Raw genomic sequence first — 14,020 nt, forward strand, 5'->3', positions numbered from 1 at the left:
ACGGAGCGCGGCGTACGCTGACAGCGCGGGGCTCGGGACCTGCCTGGGCTTCGTGTCCAGGAGGACATCATGAGCGTCATCATGACGATGAGAGTCGCGGGGGATGCGGCCAAGGTTGAGCTCGAAGACCACGCGCTGATGCAGAGCATCGCCGCCAAGGCCAAGGAACATGGGGTGATCTCTCACCGCTTCTACGGCAACGAGAAGGAGATTCTCGTCGTCGATGAGTGGCCGGACGAGGAGTCATTCCGACGGTTCTTCGACGCGACCCCGGAGATCGGCGGAATCATTGAACGCTCGGGCGCGCGGGCCGAGCCGGATGTCACGTTCTGGAGGACCCTCGATACGGGGGACGCCGTCGGTTGATCCGCATCCGCGGAGGCGCCGCGCCGTCGACAGGGGGCTGGCACGGGAATCGGCAGCGATCCCGAAGCGGAGACAATAAACGGGGTTTTGCGGGTTCGCCGACTGGTAGTTTCATGAAGGTTTGCTCCACGGGGCAGTCTTGGTGGAACTCGGCGCAACGCTTGCCCTCGTCGCGATCCGACGTCGCAGGACCTTGCCAGGTGAACGTCGTCCAGGCTCGACTCTTCGGAGTCGGGCCCGGACTGCGTTCGGCCTTCCCCGCCCGCTCTCGCTCGCCCCGATGCAGCTACCCAACTCGGTGGTCGAGCTTGTCGAGACCCGGCGGGTCGACCCCTCAGCGCGCCCAACGACGCCTGTCAGGGCGCAGTTATCCACAGAACATACGTTAGAGAAGTTATCCACCGATCCTGAGAAATGCTCGCATTCCAGTTCCCATTTTGAGAGAATTGAGGTATGGAATCAGAGCCTGTTTCCCCCATCATCGCCCCGACCACCGACACTCCGGTGGCCGCGGTCATGACGCAGGTTTCGGCTCTGACGGCCGGGCTTTCGACCGCTGAAACCCTCGAGGTGACGACGCTGATGGCGGCCCGGTTCTCCACCGATGACTCCCTTGAGCTCGCCGCCACCGTGATGGCCGATGCGATGGGCGGACTGCACGCCCACCTCCGTTCCGACGACGACCTGTTGGCTCTGCTCGGGTCGATGGAGGCCGTGGGCCGGTTGACGGATGCGGGCCGGGTCGCCCTGGCCGCGGACGTCGAGGTGCGCTCTGACACGAGAATTCAGACGGTGTCCCTGGCGCGCACGCGTGGCAGTGTCACCGGCACCGACTTGATCACGACGCTCACCCGCGTCTCGGCCCGGGAGGCGAAATGTCGGGTCAAGCTCGGTGAGAAGACCCGGGTCCGTCAGATGGGCGGCAGCATGCTGCCACCGCGGTACCCGGTCGTCGCCGCGGCCCTGACCGCCGGAACCATCGGGGTGGATGCGGCCGAAGCGATCGTCGCCGGCCTGAGCGACCTGCCCAGCTCCCTCGCCCCGGCCGATGTCGAAGTGGCCGAACGGGGCCTCGTCGCCGCCGCGACCGGTGCCATCACCGCCGAGAACGAGGGCCTGCCCAACGCCGGGTTCGCATTCTCCGCCGACCTCATCCGCGGGCAGATGCAACAGTGGAAGGCGCTCCTGGACCCGGACGGCACCGCCCCCAGCGAGGGAACCGTGCTGGCGGCCCGCAGCACCCTCGGCTTCGGCACATTCCGCGACGGCCTCTACCCCCTGCGCGGCGGGGTCACCCCGGAGCTCCGCGGGGTAATGAACGGGATCTTCGACACCTACCTCAGTGCTCACTCAACCCCAGCTCATGCGCAGCCGGTCCCGGCCGAGCCGGGCCGGTTCCCGACCGCGGAAGAACAGGTTGCCACGGAAGCCGCGCAGGCCGAAGCAGACGCCGAGCAGCAGGCCCGCATCGACGCCGGCGAGGTCATTCCGGGCGCCGACCAGCTCGACGCCCTCGATACCCGCACCGGCGGGGAGAAACGTGCCGACATCCTCCGTGGGCTCTTCGACGCGGCCGCCCGCGACGCCGGCACCCCGCAACTCGGCGGCGCCGCACCGGTCGTGATGGTGCATGTGAATGCGAGAGACCTTCTCGATTCCACCGGGGTCGGCTGGGTCGACGGGGTGGAAGCCCCGGTCTCCATTGCGACCGTGCAACACCTGGTCTGTGCGGGTGGGATGCAACGGATCGTTTTCGCCGAGAACGGCGAGATCCTCCACTCCGATTTGAAGCAGCGCTTCTTCACCCGGGCGCAACGCCGGGCGATTATCGCCCGCGACGGCGGTTGCGTCGTCTTCGGCTGCACGTCCCCGCCGGGCTGGGCCGAGATGCACCACGTGGTGCCCTGGTATCGCGGCGGTAAAACCAATATCAACAACGGTGTCGCCCTGTGTTGGTATCACCACTCCACCATCGACACCTCCGGTTGGCTGATCCGCATCCTCGACGGCGCCGTGCAAGTCAAGGCGCCACCCTGGATGGCCCCCAGCGGCGACTGGATACCCGCCCGCAAGCACCGCGCCCACACCACACTCGGCCGCTGACCCGCTGAGCTACCGCTGCATCACCCGCCACACCTCGAGCCCGACACCGGCCAGCGCATAGAGTCCCAGCGGCACCATGAGACACCATTCACGCCAGGAGCCGGTGTTCCCGAGCACCGGCAAGGCGAAGTAGCCTCCTCGAGACCAGAATGCCTTGAGCACCGGCGTTCGGGAAATGGCGCGCGGGGCCTTGAACTTCAGCGGCCAGAACAGCGGCAATCCACCCGTGGTGAGAAAGTCACCGGCGAGATGCGCCGCCCAGCCGATGGCGATGCAGAGCGGCAGCCAGTCCCACTGATGCGGGCTCAGCCAGCTGATCAACGCTGCGATCGTTCCTCCGATCGCCCAGGCCTGGCACCATCCCGGCACCACGGTGAGAACCTTCACCGCGAACGCCAGCAGTGCGGCGGCTGCGATCGCCGATGCGATGAAGACGACTCCGGTGCGGTCTTCGCTGAACCAGCTCGATTGAGCGAGCCAGAGCGCAGTGCCGAGCACCAGAACCGCGGAGAGCAAGGAATGCGTGCCGTGCCGATGCCCGCCCGACGCAGCCCGAACCGCTCCGGTGGCGAGTTTTCCCACACCCGGGAGCGAGTGGGCGATGGTGGCGTTGTGGTGGTCGGCGTCAGGCAGCAGTGCTGCGCCCGCGCAGACGACGGCACCGAGCGCGATGCTCACGGGGCCGAGCGGATGCCAGCCGAACGTCGGAATCTGAGTGGCGGTCGAGGTCACAGCGACCCACGCGGCGGCGCCGGTGATCGCGTGATGGGTTCCCATCATGGTGGTACTGCTTTCGGGTCAACGGGCACAGCTCCGTTGCCCCGGGTTCTCCGGTAACGCCCACCACCAGCATGACAGCCACCACTGACACGACCCTCATGCGGGCAGGATGCGACCACGAGTGTAGGTCGCGACCACCAAGTGCAGGTAGCGACCCAAGTGCCCCCGAGATGCCCGCGCGTAGCGCTCCTACGCGTCCGGCGTGAAGCGATAGCCCATCCCGGCCTCGGTGAGCAGATACCGCGGGCGCGAGGGGTCAGCCTCGAGCTTCTTGCGCAACTGCGCGAGATAGAGCCGCAGGTAGCCGCTATCGCCGGTGTGATTCGGGCCCCAGACCCGGGTGAGCAGCGCCTCACGGGTGACAAGCCGACCGGGGTTGCGCAGAAGCTCCTCGAGAATGAGCCACTCCGTTGGCGTCAGTCTGACGACATCCGCTTGGTCAGCGATGCCACGGGTGACCTGCTTGGCCGCCAAATTGACGGTCACGTCACCGAAAGCGATCACCGGATCGTCGTCGGGCGCGACGACGCGCCGGGTCAGGGCGCGAATGCGCGCGAGCAGCTCGTCGATCGAGAACGGCTTCGTGACGTAGTCGTCGGCGCCGGCATCGAGGGCGTCCACCTTGTCGGCGGCGCCACTGCGCCCCGACACCACCAGAATCGGAACCTGCGACCAGCCGCGCAATGCGGTGATCACCCCGATGCCGTCGATGTTCGGCATGCCGAGGTCGAGCATCACCAGGTCGGGATGGTGTGCGATCGCCGCGTTCAGCGCCGCCGCGCCGTCGTCAGCGGTGACGATCTCGTAGCCGCGCGCACCGAGGGTGATCCGCAGGGCGCGCAGAATCTGGGGGTCGTCATCGGCGATGAGGATCTTCATGCGTCTGCCTTTGCTGGTGAGCCGGGTGACTCGGATGTGCCTGGTGTGCCTGATGTGCCTGGTGTGCCTGATGTGCCTGGTGAGCCCGGTGAGCCTGGTGAGTCCGGCGAACCCGTGGTGACGGCCGGCAACGAGATCACCATGGTGAGACCGCCGCCGGGCGTGTCGTCCGCCTCGAGCGTTCCTCCCATCCCGTCGACAAACCCTTGGGACAAGGCCAGGCCGAGCCCGAGACCCGTGAGATTGTCGGTGTCGCCGAGGCGCTGGAACGGGATGAACACCACATCGCGGCGGTCCTCGGGGATGCCAGGCCCGTGATCGATCACCCGAATCTCGACGGTGCCGGCGAACTCACTGGCCGAGATGCGGATGCGGCGATCGGGTGGGGAGAACCGGGTGGCGTTGGCCAACAGATTGACCAAAACACGTTCGAGCAGCCCCGGATCGGCGAGAATCAAGCTGAGATCGGTGGGTAGATCAAGCTCGACATCGTCGGGCCCGAGACCCAACTCGTCGAGCGCCGGAAGAATGACCTCCGCCGCTTCAACCGGCTCGGCTGCAATGGCCAGGGCTCCCGCCTGCAGGCGGCTGACGTCGAGAAGATTGGTGATCAACGCAGCGAGCGAATCGAGACTCTCACCTGCGGTCTCCAGAAGCTCAGCTCGGTCAGCCGACGACAGCGCGACATCCGTCGCTCGCAGCCCGCTGACGGCGGCTGTGGCGGCAGACAACGGCCGACGCAGGTCATGGCCGACCGCGGCAAGCAAGGCACTCCGGATGCGATCGGCTTCGGCCAACGGACCGATCTCACTGGCCGTCTTGGCCAGGTCGTTGTGCTCGAGCGCGGCATCCATCTGGCTGGCGATGACGGTGAGTAGCCGGCGCTCCGACGAGGCCAGGTCCGGACCGTGAAGTTCCAGCAGGGCACGGGTGCCGACCGGAATGGTCGAGGTGTGATCGTCGACCTTCGACTCGCCGTCCGCGTAGAGCACCGCATCGCCCACCATCAGCTGCACGGCCGTGAGACCGAAAGCCTCGCGCGTGCGGGTGACCAAGGCCTGCAGGGCATCCTCGCCGCGCAGAACGCTGCTCGAGACGGTGGACAGAAGCTCGGCCTCGGCGGCGGCGCGCTTGGCCGTGCGACCTCGGCGCGCACTGATGTCGACGACATAGCTGACGAGCACCGCGTTGACGATGTAGAGCGCGAGGGCAATGAGATGCAGCGGGGCCGCGACGGTGATCGTGTAAAACGGCTCGACGAAGAAGTAGTCGAGCGTCAGTCCCGACAGCACGGCGGCGAACAACGCCGGCCACAGGCCGCCGACGAGGGCAACGAGCACGACGAGAAGTTGATAGGCGAGCACATCGCTGGTGATCGACTCGGTGCTGCGCACAGCCACGAGCAGCCAGGTCAGGAGCGGGCCGCCGACGAGCGCGAGGGCGAAGCCGAGGATGCGTCGGCGCAGTGAGAGGGCGCCGCCGAGGCGGGGGAGTGCGAACTTGCCGCCCGCCGCCGAGTGCGTGACGATGTGCACGTCGATGTCGCCGGATTCCCGAATCACCGTCGTTCCGATCCCCGGCCCGGTGAAGGCGGCCATCAGGCGCGTTCGGCGGCTGACACCGATCACCAGTTGGGTGGCGTTCGCTGCACGGGCGAACTCGACGAGCGCGCGCGGGATGTCGTCGCCGACGACCTGGTGATAGCTGCCGCCCAGTTCTAGCGCCAGTGCACGCTGGTCGGCGAGGGCCTGCGGATGCGGGGCGCGCAGGCCATCCTGACTGATCACGTGCACGACGAGTAGCTCGCCACCGGCCGACCGGGCAATGATGCGCGCACCGCGGCGAATCAGGGTTTCCCCTTCTGGGCCTCCGGTGAGTGCGACGACAACGCGCTCCCTGGCTTCCCACTTGTTGCTGATGCCGTGCTCGGTGCGATAGATCTTCAGTGCGCTGTCGACCTCGTCGGCCAGCCAGAGCAAGGCCAATTCGCGCAGCGCCGTCAGGTTGCCGAGCCGAAAATAGTTGGAGAGAGCGGCGTCGATGCGCTCGGCCGGGTAGACGTTTCCCTCGGCCAATCTGTCGCGCAGAGCCTGAGGGGCCAGGTCGACGACCTCGATCTGGTCGGCCTCGCGCAGAACGGCGTCTGGCAAGGTTTCACGCTGCACGACGCCGGTGATCTGTTGCACCACATCGTTCAACGATTCGATGTGCTGGATGTTGACGGTCGAGATCACGTCGATGCCGGCAGCGAGCAGCGCTTGCACGTCTTGCCACCGCTTCAGATTGAGCGAGCCGGGGGCGTTGGTGTGCGCGAGTTCGTCGACGAGTGCAATCTGCGGGTGCCGTTCGAGCACCGCAGCCAGGTCCATCTCGGTCAGCTCGATGTCACGGTGCGAGACGGTGACGCGAGGAATGACGGGGAGACCATCCAACATGCCGGACGTGGCCGCGCGACCGTGGGTTTCCACGATCGCGACGACCACGTCTTTGCCTTCTTCACGGAGGCGTTTGCCTTCTTCGAGCATGCTGTAGGTCTTACCGACGCCAGGAGCGGCGCCGAGCAACACTCGAAGTCGGCCGTGTCTCATCGGTTACTGATCCATCTCTGCAAGGGCGACGTTCAACTGAAGAACATTCACTGTGGGATCGCCCAGAATGCCGAGGTCCCGTTCCTGAATCTTAGACTCGACGAGGGTGCGCACGCTCTGTGCGGAGACTCCGCGTGCCGCGGCGACGCGCTCCACCTGCATCAGTGCGTTGGCCGGGCTGATCTGTGGGTCGAGTCCCGATGCGGATGCCGTCAGCGCGTCGACGGGGATGCTGTCGGGGGTCACGCCGTCTGACGCGGCGATCTCGGCCTTGCGGGTTGCGATCGCGTCGATCAGGTCGGGGTTTTCAGGGCCCCAGTTGCTGCCGCTCGACGCTGCAGCGTCATAACCGTCGCCGGCCGCCGATGGACGCGGCTGAAACCACTCGGCGAGCGGCTGGCCCTTCTCGCCGGTGAAGGACTGCCCGATCAGGGCGGAGCCGACCGTCGTGCCAGCGGCGGCCACCGGCGAACCGTTGGCCTGCCAGGGGAATGCGAGCTGGCCGACCGCGGTGATGGCGAGCGGGTAGACCACTCCGAGTGCCACGGTGAGAACCAGCATGGCCCGTAAGGCGACCCAGTAGTGCCGGGCGGTGGAGCGTTGTGTTGAACTCATTGTCTTTCCGTTCGAGTTGTCATGTGAGCTTCGCGAATTCTGAGCGGTGCCAGTTCACAAGCCGGGGATCAGACTGACGAAGAGGTCGATCAGCTTGATTCCGAGGAACGGGGCGATCACGCCACCCACGCCGTAGATCAGCAGGTTGCGGTTCAAGATGCTCGACGCGTTCATCGGCCGGTACTTCACACCGCGCAGCGCCAACGGGATCAGCACGACGATGATGATCGCGTTGAAGATGATTGCCGAGAGAATGGCCGACGCCGGGGAGTGCAGCTGCATGATGTTCAGCAGCGCGAGTCCGGGAAACACCCCGGCGAACATCGCGGGAATGATGGCGAAGTACTTCGCCACGTCGTTGGCGATCGAGAACGTCGTCAGTGCGCCACGGGTGATCAGCAGTTGCTTGCCGATCCGCACGATGTCGATCAGCTTCGTCGGGTCAGAGTCGAGGTCGACCATGTTGCCGGCCTCTTTGGCCGCCGACGTTCCTGTGTTCATCGCCACACCGACATCCGCTTGAGCGAGAGCCGGAGCGTCGTTGGTGCCGTCACCGGTCATCGCAACGAGGTTTCCGCCCTCCTGCTCTCGTTTGATCAGCGCGAGCTTCTCTTCGGGAGTCGCTTCGGCCAAGAAGTCGTCAACACCGGCTTCGGCGGCGATGGTTTTCGCCGTCAGAGGGTTGTCTCCGGTCACCATGATGGTGCGGATGCCCATGGCGCGCAGTTCGGCGAACCGCTCCTTGATGCCTTCCTTCACGATGTCCTTGAGGTAAACGACGCCGAGGATGCGCGCCTGACCGGTCGCTGATTTGGTCGCGACGACGAGCGGTGTTCCGCCGGCCAGTGAGATGCGCTGCACCTGAGCGTCGAGCTCTGCCTTGGCCTGCGCGGTGACCGTGCCGGAGCCACGCGGACCGGATGCGAGCATCCAGTCGATGACCGCGGAGCCGGCGCCCTTGCGGATCTCGCCACCACCGGTGAGGTCGACGCCGCTCATGCGGGTCTGAGCCGTGAATGGAACGATGTCGCCGCTCAGGGTCGTGGGTCTGACGAATCCTTGCAGCTCGGCCAGCTCGACGATCGAGGTGCCCTCTGGCGTCGGGTCGCTGAGCGAGGACAGCGCTGCGGCCTCGACCAGGTCGGTCATCGCCACGCCGGACAGCGGGGCAAACTCTGCCGCCCGTCGGTTGCCATAGGTGATGGTTCCGGTTTTGTCGAGCAGCAGTGTGGTGACGTCACCGGCCGCTTCAACCGCACGGCCAGACATGGCGAGCACGTTGCGCTGCACCAGGCGGTCCATGCCGGCGATGCCGATGGCCGAGAGCAGGGCGCCGATGGTCGTCGGAATGAGGCAGACCAGCAGCGCGATCAGAACCGGCAGGCTGACGGATGTGTCCGAGTAGCTGGCGATCGGGTTCAACGTGAGGGTGACGACGACGAAGACGATGGAGAGGCTGGCCAGCAGGATGTTCAACGCCATCTCGTTCGGCGTCTTTTGGCGGGACGCTCCCTCGACGAGGGCGATCATCCGGTCGATGAAGGTTTCACCTGGCTTGCTGGTGATTATTACGACGATGCGGTCGGAGAGCACCCGGGTGCCGCCGGTGACGGCACTGCGGTCACCTCCGGACTCGCGCACGACGGGGGCCGACTCGCCGGTGATGGCCGACTCGTCGACCGAGGCGATGCCCCAGATGATGTCGCCATCGCCGGGGATCAGCTCGCCGGCCGTGACGACGACGATGTCTCCGAGCTGCAGTTCAGCAGAGGAGAGGCCGCGCGCCGTGGCGTGCAGGGCGGCCGGGTCGCGCAACGGGTCGTAATCGGTGACCCGGTTCGCCGTGGTGTCGGTGCGGGTCTGGCGCAGGCTGTCGGCCTGGGCCTTGCCGCGACCCTCGGCCACGGATTCCGCCAGATTGGCGAAGAGCACGGTGAGCCAGAGCCAGACGGCGATGCCCCAGGTGAAGGTGGGCGGAACTGCGGAGCCGCCCGATTCGCCTGGGCCGCCGAGGAACGGCTCGGCGACGGCCAGAGCCGTGGTGAGAACGGCGCCGATCTCGACGATGAACATGACGGGATTGCGCCACATCTGACGGGGATCGAGTTTGGTGAACGCACCGGGAAGGGCGGCCACGAGCTGTGCGACGCTGACCGCGCTTTTCTGCGGGGGGCGGTGCGAGGCGTCGGGCGAGTGCTCGGGTGCGTGAGACATGCGGGTGAGCGTTGACATGGTTGTTACTGCAACCCTTCAGCTAGGGGACCTAGCGCAAGAACGGGGAAATAGGTGAGTGCGGTGAACACGATCGTCACGCCGATCAGCAAGCCGACGAACTGCGGCTTGTGAGTCGGCAGAGTTCCGGCGGTGGCCGGTACCTTGTCTTGGGCGGCAAGCGAGCCGGCCAGGGCCAGCACGAAGACGATCGGAATGAAACGGCCGAGCAGCATCGCCACACCGAGCGCGGTGTTGAACCACGGGGTGTTGGCGGTCAGGCCGGCGAAGGCGGAACCGTTGTTGTTGGCCGCCTCGGTGAACGCGTAGAGCACCTCGGAGAAGCCGTGAAGTCCGGGGTTCCAGATCGACGTGGAGAGCACATCTGCTCGCACTGCAGGAATCGCGAAACTGAGCGCCGTTCCGAGCAACACGAGGGTCGGCGTGACCAGGATGTACAGGCTCGCGAGCTTGATCTCGCGGGTGCCGATCTTCTTGCCGAGGTACTCGGGGGTGCGACCGACCAGCAGCCCGGCGAGAAAAACCGTGATCACGGCGAGCACCAGCATCCCGTAGATACCGCTCCCCACGCCACCCGGTGCAACCTCACCGAGCATCATGTTGATCATGGGGATCATGCCGCCGAGTGAGGTGAACGAGTCGTGCATCGAATTCACCGCACCGGTCGAGGTCAGTGTGCTCGTGGTGGCGAACAAGGTCGATCCGGCGATGCCGAACCGGGTCTCCTTGCCCTCCATCGCGCCACCGGCTGCCATCGGCGCGGTTCCGGCACCGGCGTACTCGAGCAGGGTGAGTGCCGTCAGCGAGACGACGAAGATGGTCGCCATCGCGGCGAGGATCGCGTAGCCCTGTTTGCGGTCGCCGACCATCTTTCCGAAGGTGCGCGGCAGAGCGAAGGGGATCATCAGCATCAGCACGACCTGAAAGAGGTTGGTCCAGGCTGTCGGGTTTTCGAACGGATGCGACGAGTTGGCGTTGAAGAAGCCGCCACCGTTGGTGCCGAGCAGCTTGATCGCCTCCTGCGAGGCAGCGGGCCCGCCCGGAATCGACTGGGTGCCGCCGCTGAGGATTGTCACGTCGGTGAAACCGTTGAAGTTCTGAATGACACCGCCGGTGATCAGGATGATGGCGCCGATCACAGAGATCGGCAGCAGCAGGCGCAGGGTGCCACGGGTCAGGTCGACCCAGAAGTTGCCGATCGTTCCCGACTTGCGGCTGGCGAACCCACGAATCAGCGCGATGGCAATGGCGATGCCCACCGCGGCAGAGACGAAGTTCTGCACGGCGAGGCCGGCGATCTGCACGGTGTAACCCATGGTCACATCGGGTGAATACGACTGCCAGTTGGTGTTGGCGACGAAGGAGGCCGCCGTGTTGAACGAAAGCCCTTCAGGAATCGCCGGAAAGCCGAGCGAGTAGGGCAGGATCGCCTGAGCACGCTGGAGACCGTAGACGAACAGGAGGCCGATTGCCGAGAACGCGAGAACCCCGCGGAGGTACGCCGGCCAGGCCTGCTCGGCCCGGGCATCCACCCCGATCAGACGGTAGAAGCCGCGTTCGATCTTGAGGTCTTTCGGGCTCGTGTAGATGTGTGCCATGTAGTCGCCCAGGGGGCGATACAGTGCAACGAGAATGACGACCAGTGTGGCGGCCTGGAGAATCGCGAACCACGCTGCCATTAGAACTTCTCCGGTTTCACGAGGGCGTACACAAGGTAGGCGATCGAAGCGACGGCGAGCACTGCGGCCAGGATGTTGAAGAAGATCACAGCTTCTCAACCCCCCAAGCGACAAGGCCGACGAGTGCGAAAACGGCGATGATGCCGAGAACGTAAACAAGGTCGAGCACGGAAACTCCTGCTGTTTGAGCGACGCGCACACCCGGTCGGGGCGCGTGCACCACGGGGGTGCAGAGAACGATTAGATACCCGGCGGCCTGTCGTGGCGCCGGCCCTCACGGTTTCCTCACGGTGCCGGCGCACAACCTAACGGTTTTGCTTCACGAGGGTGTCCTGTCGCTCGTCGTCGGGTTCATCGTCGGTGCATTGCCGATGCAGAGCGCGCCCGGGGCCATCCCTAGAAACACCCCCCAAATGGGGGTATTCTTCCGGGGGTCAAGTCCTCGACCTGCGAGGCCATTGCGAGCCGCCCCTCGAGGTATCACCCGTCCAAGACCGGGAGGATCCAATGAAAAAGACACTGTTCATCGCCGCAGTCAGTGCGTTTGCGCTCGCCGCGATGACCGTTGCCGCACCGGCGCTTGCCGACGGACGCGACAGAAACTCGCCCCCACGACCGGGAAGTCCGGTCACCCTCACCGACGGCCTGATCTCTCCGCTGAGCCTCGCCGTGCAGCGTGACGGAACCGCGTACACAACCCAGAACTTCATCGGGCAGCTCACCAGAGTGACCAGGGACGGCACAGCCTCAGTTGCGGCGAGCGCGCCCGGTCAGGAACTCAGTGCAGTCTCTGAGCGCAATGGCACCGTGTACTACGCACAGAACGCGATGGATCACAGCAGTTCCGCGCTGATGGAGATGAAGGACGGCGGCGCACCGACGCCGCTTGCTGACCTGTGGGCTTACGAGAACTCGGAGAACCCCGACCAGATCAACACCTACGGATTTGAGGGGTTGCCGCAATCCTGCGCCGATCAGTTCGACGCGTCGGCTCCGCCGTTCCTGCCGGCCAGCTACACCGGCACCATCGATACCCACGCCTATGGCTCTGTCGCACTCGACGATGCGGTCTATGTGGCGGATGCCGGCGCCAACGCCATTCTCCGAGTGGGCTATGACGGCACGGTGTCGACGACGGCCGTTCTGCCGCCTGCCGATCCGGTCGTCGCCACCGCCGACGTGGTTGCGCAGTTTGGCTTCCCCGCCTGTGCGGCCGGCCACGACTACCGGTTCGAGCCGGTGCCGACGGATGTCGAACTCGGGCCAGACGGGTGGCTGTACGTCTCGTCGTTGCCGGGTGGCCCGGAATCGGCCGCACTCGGCGCCCGCGGGTCAGTCGTCAAGATCGACCCCGACAGCGGTGAGATCGTGAAGGTGGCTTCCGGGTTCGTCGGAACGACGGGTCTCGCCGTCTCACCAACATCAGGAACCGTCTATGTTGCCGAGTTGTTCGGGGGACCGACCGGAACCGGCCAGATCTCGGTGGTCAAGCGCGGAGCATCCACACCGACCGTGCTGATGGCCCTCTCGTCACCGGCCGCCATCGAGCTGCGCTCGGGAAGCCTCTACGTCACGACCGATGCGTTCGTGCCTGACGCGACCGGAAACCCGCAACCCATCGGCAAGGTCACCATCGTTCCGCTGCGTGGCAGCGGATCGTCTGAAGATTGCGACGACCCCGGCCACGGCAACCACGGAGGTAACGGTCACGCGTGATCTCTCGCCCGGTTCGGCACACCCCTGCTGAACCGGGCGGTGTCATGTCTCGTGTTCATGAGTGGGGGTTTCCCAATAGTCATCGGGGAGTCGTCAACCGGGGGAGAAGGACCTACTCATGAACATCAAGTTTCGAGGGGCACTTGTCGTCGGAGCGTTGGCCGTGCTGGCGCTCGCCGGGTGTGCCCAGAGCGGTGGGGCTGGTGGCTACGGCGCACCTCCAACCTCGTCGTCTGGCAGTTCGTCGTCGGGCAGTTCGTCGTCTGGCAGCCCGTCGACGGTGATGCCTGGCGCCTCAGCGGCGGCCCTCACTACCGCGTCGAGTTCGCTCGGCATGATTGTCGTTGACGGCACCGGAATGACGGTTTACGTCTTCGACAACGACACCGCGAACTCCGGAAAGAGCGCCTGCGAAGGAAACTGCGCAGCGTCCTGGCCCGCAGTGACCACGACGGGCACGCCAACGGCCGAGGGCGTTACCGGCACGCTGGGCACCATCACGCTCCCCGACGGAGCGAAGCAGGTGACGCTCAACGGGCTGCCGCTCTACCGCTATGCACCTGACACCGCGGCCGGTGATGTGAAGGGACAGGGAGTCGGCGGAATCTGGTGGGTGGTCGGCCCGGATGGGGCCAAAATCACGACCGCAGCATCGGGTGGTGGTTACTGAGAAGACCCGGGTTCGCCCAGTTCGCCGGGTTCTCTCGGCTCACCGAGTTCGCGCATGAAGCGGTCGGGAAGCGCCACATTGGCGGGGCTTTTCGCAAACAGCGGCGCGATCTCGTGGGGCTGGTACCCGGCGATCCCACAGCCGATGGCGGTCACCAGAAATCGCAGTTCGGGGTGTGCCGCCGCGAATTCGAGAAACTCCGCGACCTCTCGCTCGATCACGGCAAAGCCGCTCATCGTGTCGATGCCGTAGCTCTGCCCGTGCAGGCCATGACCTTCGCCCCAGACGGCGCCGAACTTCTCCCAGGCGAGACGGGCGGCGCCCGCTCCGTGCGATCCATCGGCGTTCGAACCGAAGACGAAGACTTCGTCGGGGGCGAGAGAGGTGATCAT

Annotated in this window: 12 protein-coding genes; 4 read left to right on the plus strand and 8 right to left on the minus strand. The window is 65.7% G+C overall.

All coding sequences use genetic code 11. The annotated features are described in order from the left end of the window. Positions 1–69: 69 nt before the first annotated feature. Both ABD791_RS03045 and ABD791_RS03050 read left to right on the plus strand, forming a co-directional pair. Positions 70–366: a hypothetical protein gene (locus tag ABD791_RS03045; protein ID WP_345062162.1), complete on the plus strand. Its 297-nt coding sequence runs from the start codon at positions 70–72 to the stop codon at positions 364–366. A gap of 453 nt (positions 367–819) precedes the next feature. Next, on the plus strand, positions 820–2,469 hold the full coding sequence (locus ABD791_RS03050) for an HNH endonuclease signature motif containing protein (protein ID WP_345062164.1): 1,650 nt from the start codon (positions 820–822) through the stop codon (positions 2,467–2,469). Positions 2,470–2,478: 9 nt separating this feature from the next. On the opposite strand, the gene ABD791_RS03055 is transcribed toward ABD791_RS03050, so the two are convergent. The 7 genes from ABD791_RS03055 to kdpF all read right to left on the minus strand — a co-directional run bounded on the left by ABD791_RS03055 (position 2,479) and on the right by kdpF (position 11,331). Next, on the minus strand, positions 2,479–3,249 hold the full coding sequence (locus tag ABD791_RS03055) for a metal-dependent hydrolase (RefSeq protein ID WP_345062166.1): 771 nt from the start codon (positions 3,247–3,249) through the stop codon (positions 2,479–2,481). A 189-nt stretch (positions 3,250–3,438) separates the two neighbouring features. After that, positions 3,439–4,128, minus strand: a complete 690-nt coding sequence (locus ABD791_RS03060; RefSeq protein ID WP_345062167.1) for a response regulator — start codon at positions 4,126–4,128, stop codon at positions 3,439–3,441. Continuing rightward, positions 4,125–6,716 carry a DUF4118 domain-containing protein gene (locus ABD791_RS03065; protein ID WP_345062169.1) on the minus strand — a complete coding sequence of 864 codons (2,592 nt, stop codon included), beginning with the start codon at positions 6,714–6,716 and terminating at the stop codon, positions 4,125–4,127. Before ABD791_RS03065 ends, ABD791_RS03060 begins: the two co-directional genes overlap by 4 nt. 3 nt (positions 6,717–6,719) lie before the next feature. Next, positions 6,720–7,331, minus strand: coding sequence for a potassium-transporting ATPase subunit KdpC (kdpC, locus tag ABD791_RS03070; RefSeq protein ID WP_345062171.1), 612 nt, complete (start codon positions 7,329–7,331; stop codon positions 6,720–6,722). Between the two features lie 54 nt (positions 7,332–7,385). Then, positions 7,386–9,545, minus strand: coding sequence for a potassium-transporting ATPase subunit KdpB (gene kdpB / locus ABD791_RS03075; RefSeq protein ID WP_345062173.1), 2,160 nt, complete (start codon positions 9,543–9,545; stop codon positions 7,386–7,388). 23 nt (positions 9,546–9,568) lie between these two features. Further along, positions 9,569–11,242: a potassium-transporting ATPase subunit KdpA gene (gene kdpA / locus ABD791_RS03080; protein WP_345062175.1), complete on the minus strand. Its 1,674-nt coding sequence runs from the start codon at positions 11,240–11,242 to the stop codon at positions 9,569–9,571. Beyond that, positions 11,242–11,331, minus strand: a complete 90-nt coding sequence (kdpF, locus tag ABD791_RS03085; RefSeq protein ID WP_345062177.1) for a K(+)-transporting ATPase subunit F — start codon at positions 11,329–11,331, stop codon at positions 11,242–11,244. Before kdpF ends, kdpA begins: the two co-directional genes overlap by 1 nt. A 418-nt stretch (positions 11,332–11,749) precedes the next feature. Here kdpF and ABD791_RS03090 point away from each other — a divergent pair, with 418 nt between their 5' ends. Both ABD791_RS03090 and ABD791_RS03095 read left to right on the plus strand, forming a co-directional pair. Next, positions 11,750–12,958, plus strand: coding sequence for a ScyD/ScyE family protein (locus ABD791_RS03090; RefSeq protein WP_345062179.1), 1,209 nt, complete (start codon positions 11,750–11,752; stop codon positions 12,956–12,958). A 118-nt stretch (positions 12,959–13,076) separates the two neighbouring features. Further along, positions 13,077–13,628 carry a COG4315 family predicted lipoprotein gene (locus ABD791_RS03095; RefSeq protein WP_345062181.1) on the plus strand — a complete coding sequence of 184 codons (552 nt, stop codon included), beginning with the start codon at positions 13,077–13,079 and terminating at the stop codon, positions 13,626–13,628. On the opposite strand, the gene ABD791_RS03100 is transcribed toward ABD791_RS03095, so the two are convergent. Then, the gene (locus ABD791_RS03100) at positions 13,622–14,020 is read right to left on the minus strand and encodes an A1S_2505 family phage non-structural protein (RefSeq protein ID WP_345062183.1); all 399 of its coding nucleotides are present in this window, start codon (positions 14,018–14,020) and stop codon (positions 13,622–13,624) included. The two genes, ABD791_RS03095 and ABD791_RS03100, sit on opposite strands and share 7 nt — an antisense overlap.

Source organism: Glaciibacter kafniensis (assembly GCF_039538945.1).
Classification (GTDB): Bacteria; Actinomycetota; Actinomycetes; order Actinomycetales; family Microbacteriaceae; genus Cryobacterium; species Cryobacterium kafniensis.

Bases quoted from the DNA above. Each gene is read 5' to 3' on its own strand.
- kdpA (WP_345062175.1), bottom strand. From the start codon at position 11,242: ATGGCAGCGTGGTTCGCGATTCTCCAGGCCGCCACACTGGTCGTCATT.
- kdpB (WP_345062173.1), bottom strand. From the start codon at position 9,545: ATGTCTCACGCACCCGAGCACTCGCCCGACGCCTCGCACCGCCCCCCG.
- ABD791_RS03095 (WP_345062181.1), top strand. From the start codon at position 13,077: ATGAACATCAAGTTTCGAGGGGCACTTGTCGTCGGAGCGTTGGCCGTG.
- kdpC (WP_345062171.1), bottom strand. From the start codon at position 7,331: ATGAGTTCAACACAACGCTCCACCGCCCGGCACTACTGGGTCGCCTTA.
- ABD791_RS03090 (WP_345062179.1), top strand. From the start codon at position 11,750: ATGAAAAAGACACTGTTCATCGCCGCAGTCAGTGCGTTTGCGCTCGCC.
- ABD791_RS03055 (WP_345062166.1), bottom strand. From the start codon at position 3,249: ATGATGGGAACCCATCACGCGATCACCGGCGCCGCCGCGTGGGTCGCT.
- ABD791_RS03045 (WP_345062162.1), top strand. From the start codon at position 70: ATGAGCGTCATCATGACGATGAGAGTCGCGGGGGATGCGGCCAAGGTT.
- ABD791_RS03060 (WP_345062167.1), bottom strand. From the start codon at position 4,128: ATGAAGATCCTCATCGCCGATGACGACCCCCAGATTCTGCGCGCCCTG.
- ABD791_RS03100 (WP_345062183.1), bottom strand. From the start codon at position 14,020: ATGATCACCTCTCTCGCCCCCGACGAAGTCTTCGTCTTCGGTTCGAAC.
- ABD791_RS03050 (WP_345062164.1), top strand. From the start codon at position 820: ATGGAATCAGAGCCTGTTTCCCCCATCATCGCCCCGACCACCGACACT.
- ABD791_RS03065 (WP_345062169.1), bottom strand. From the start codon at position 6,716: ATGAGACACGGCCGACTTCGAGTGTTGCTCGGCGCCGCTCCTGGCGTC.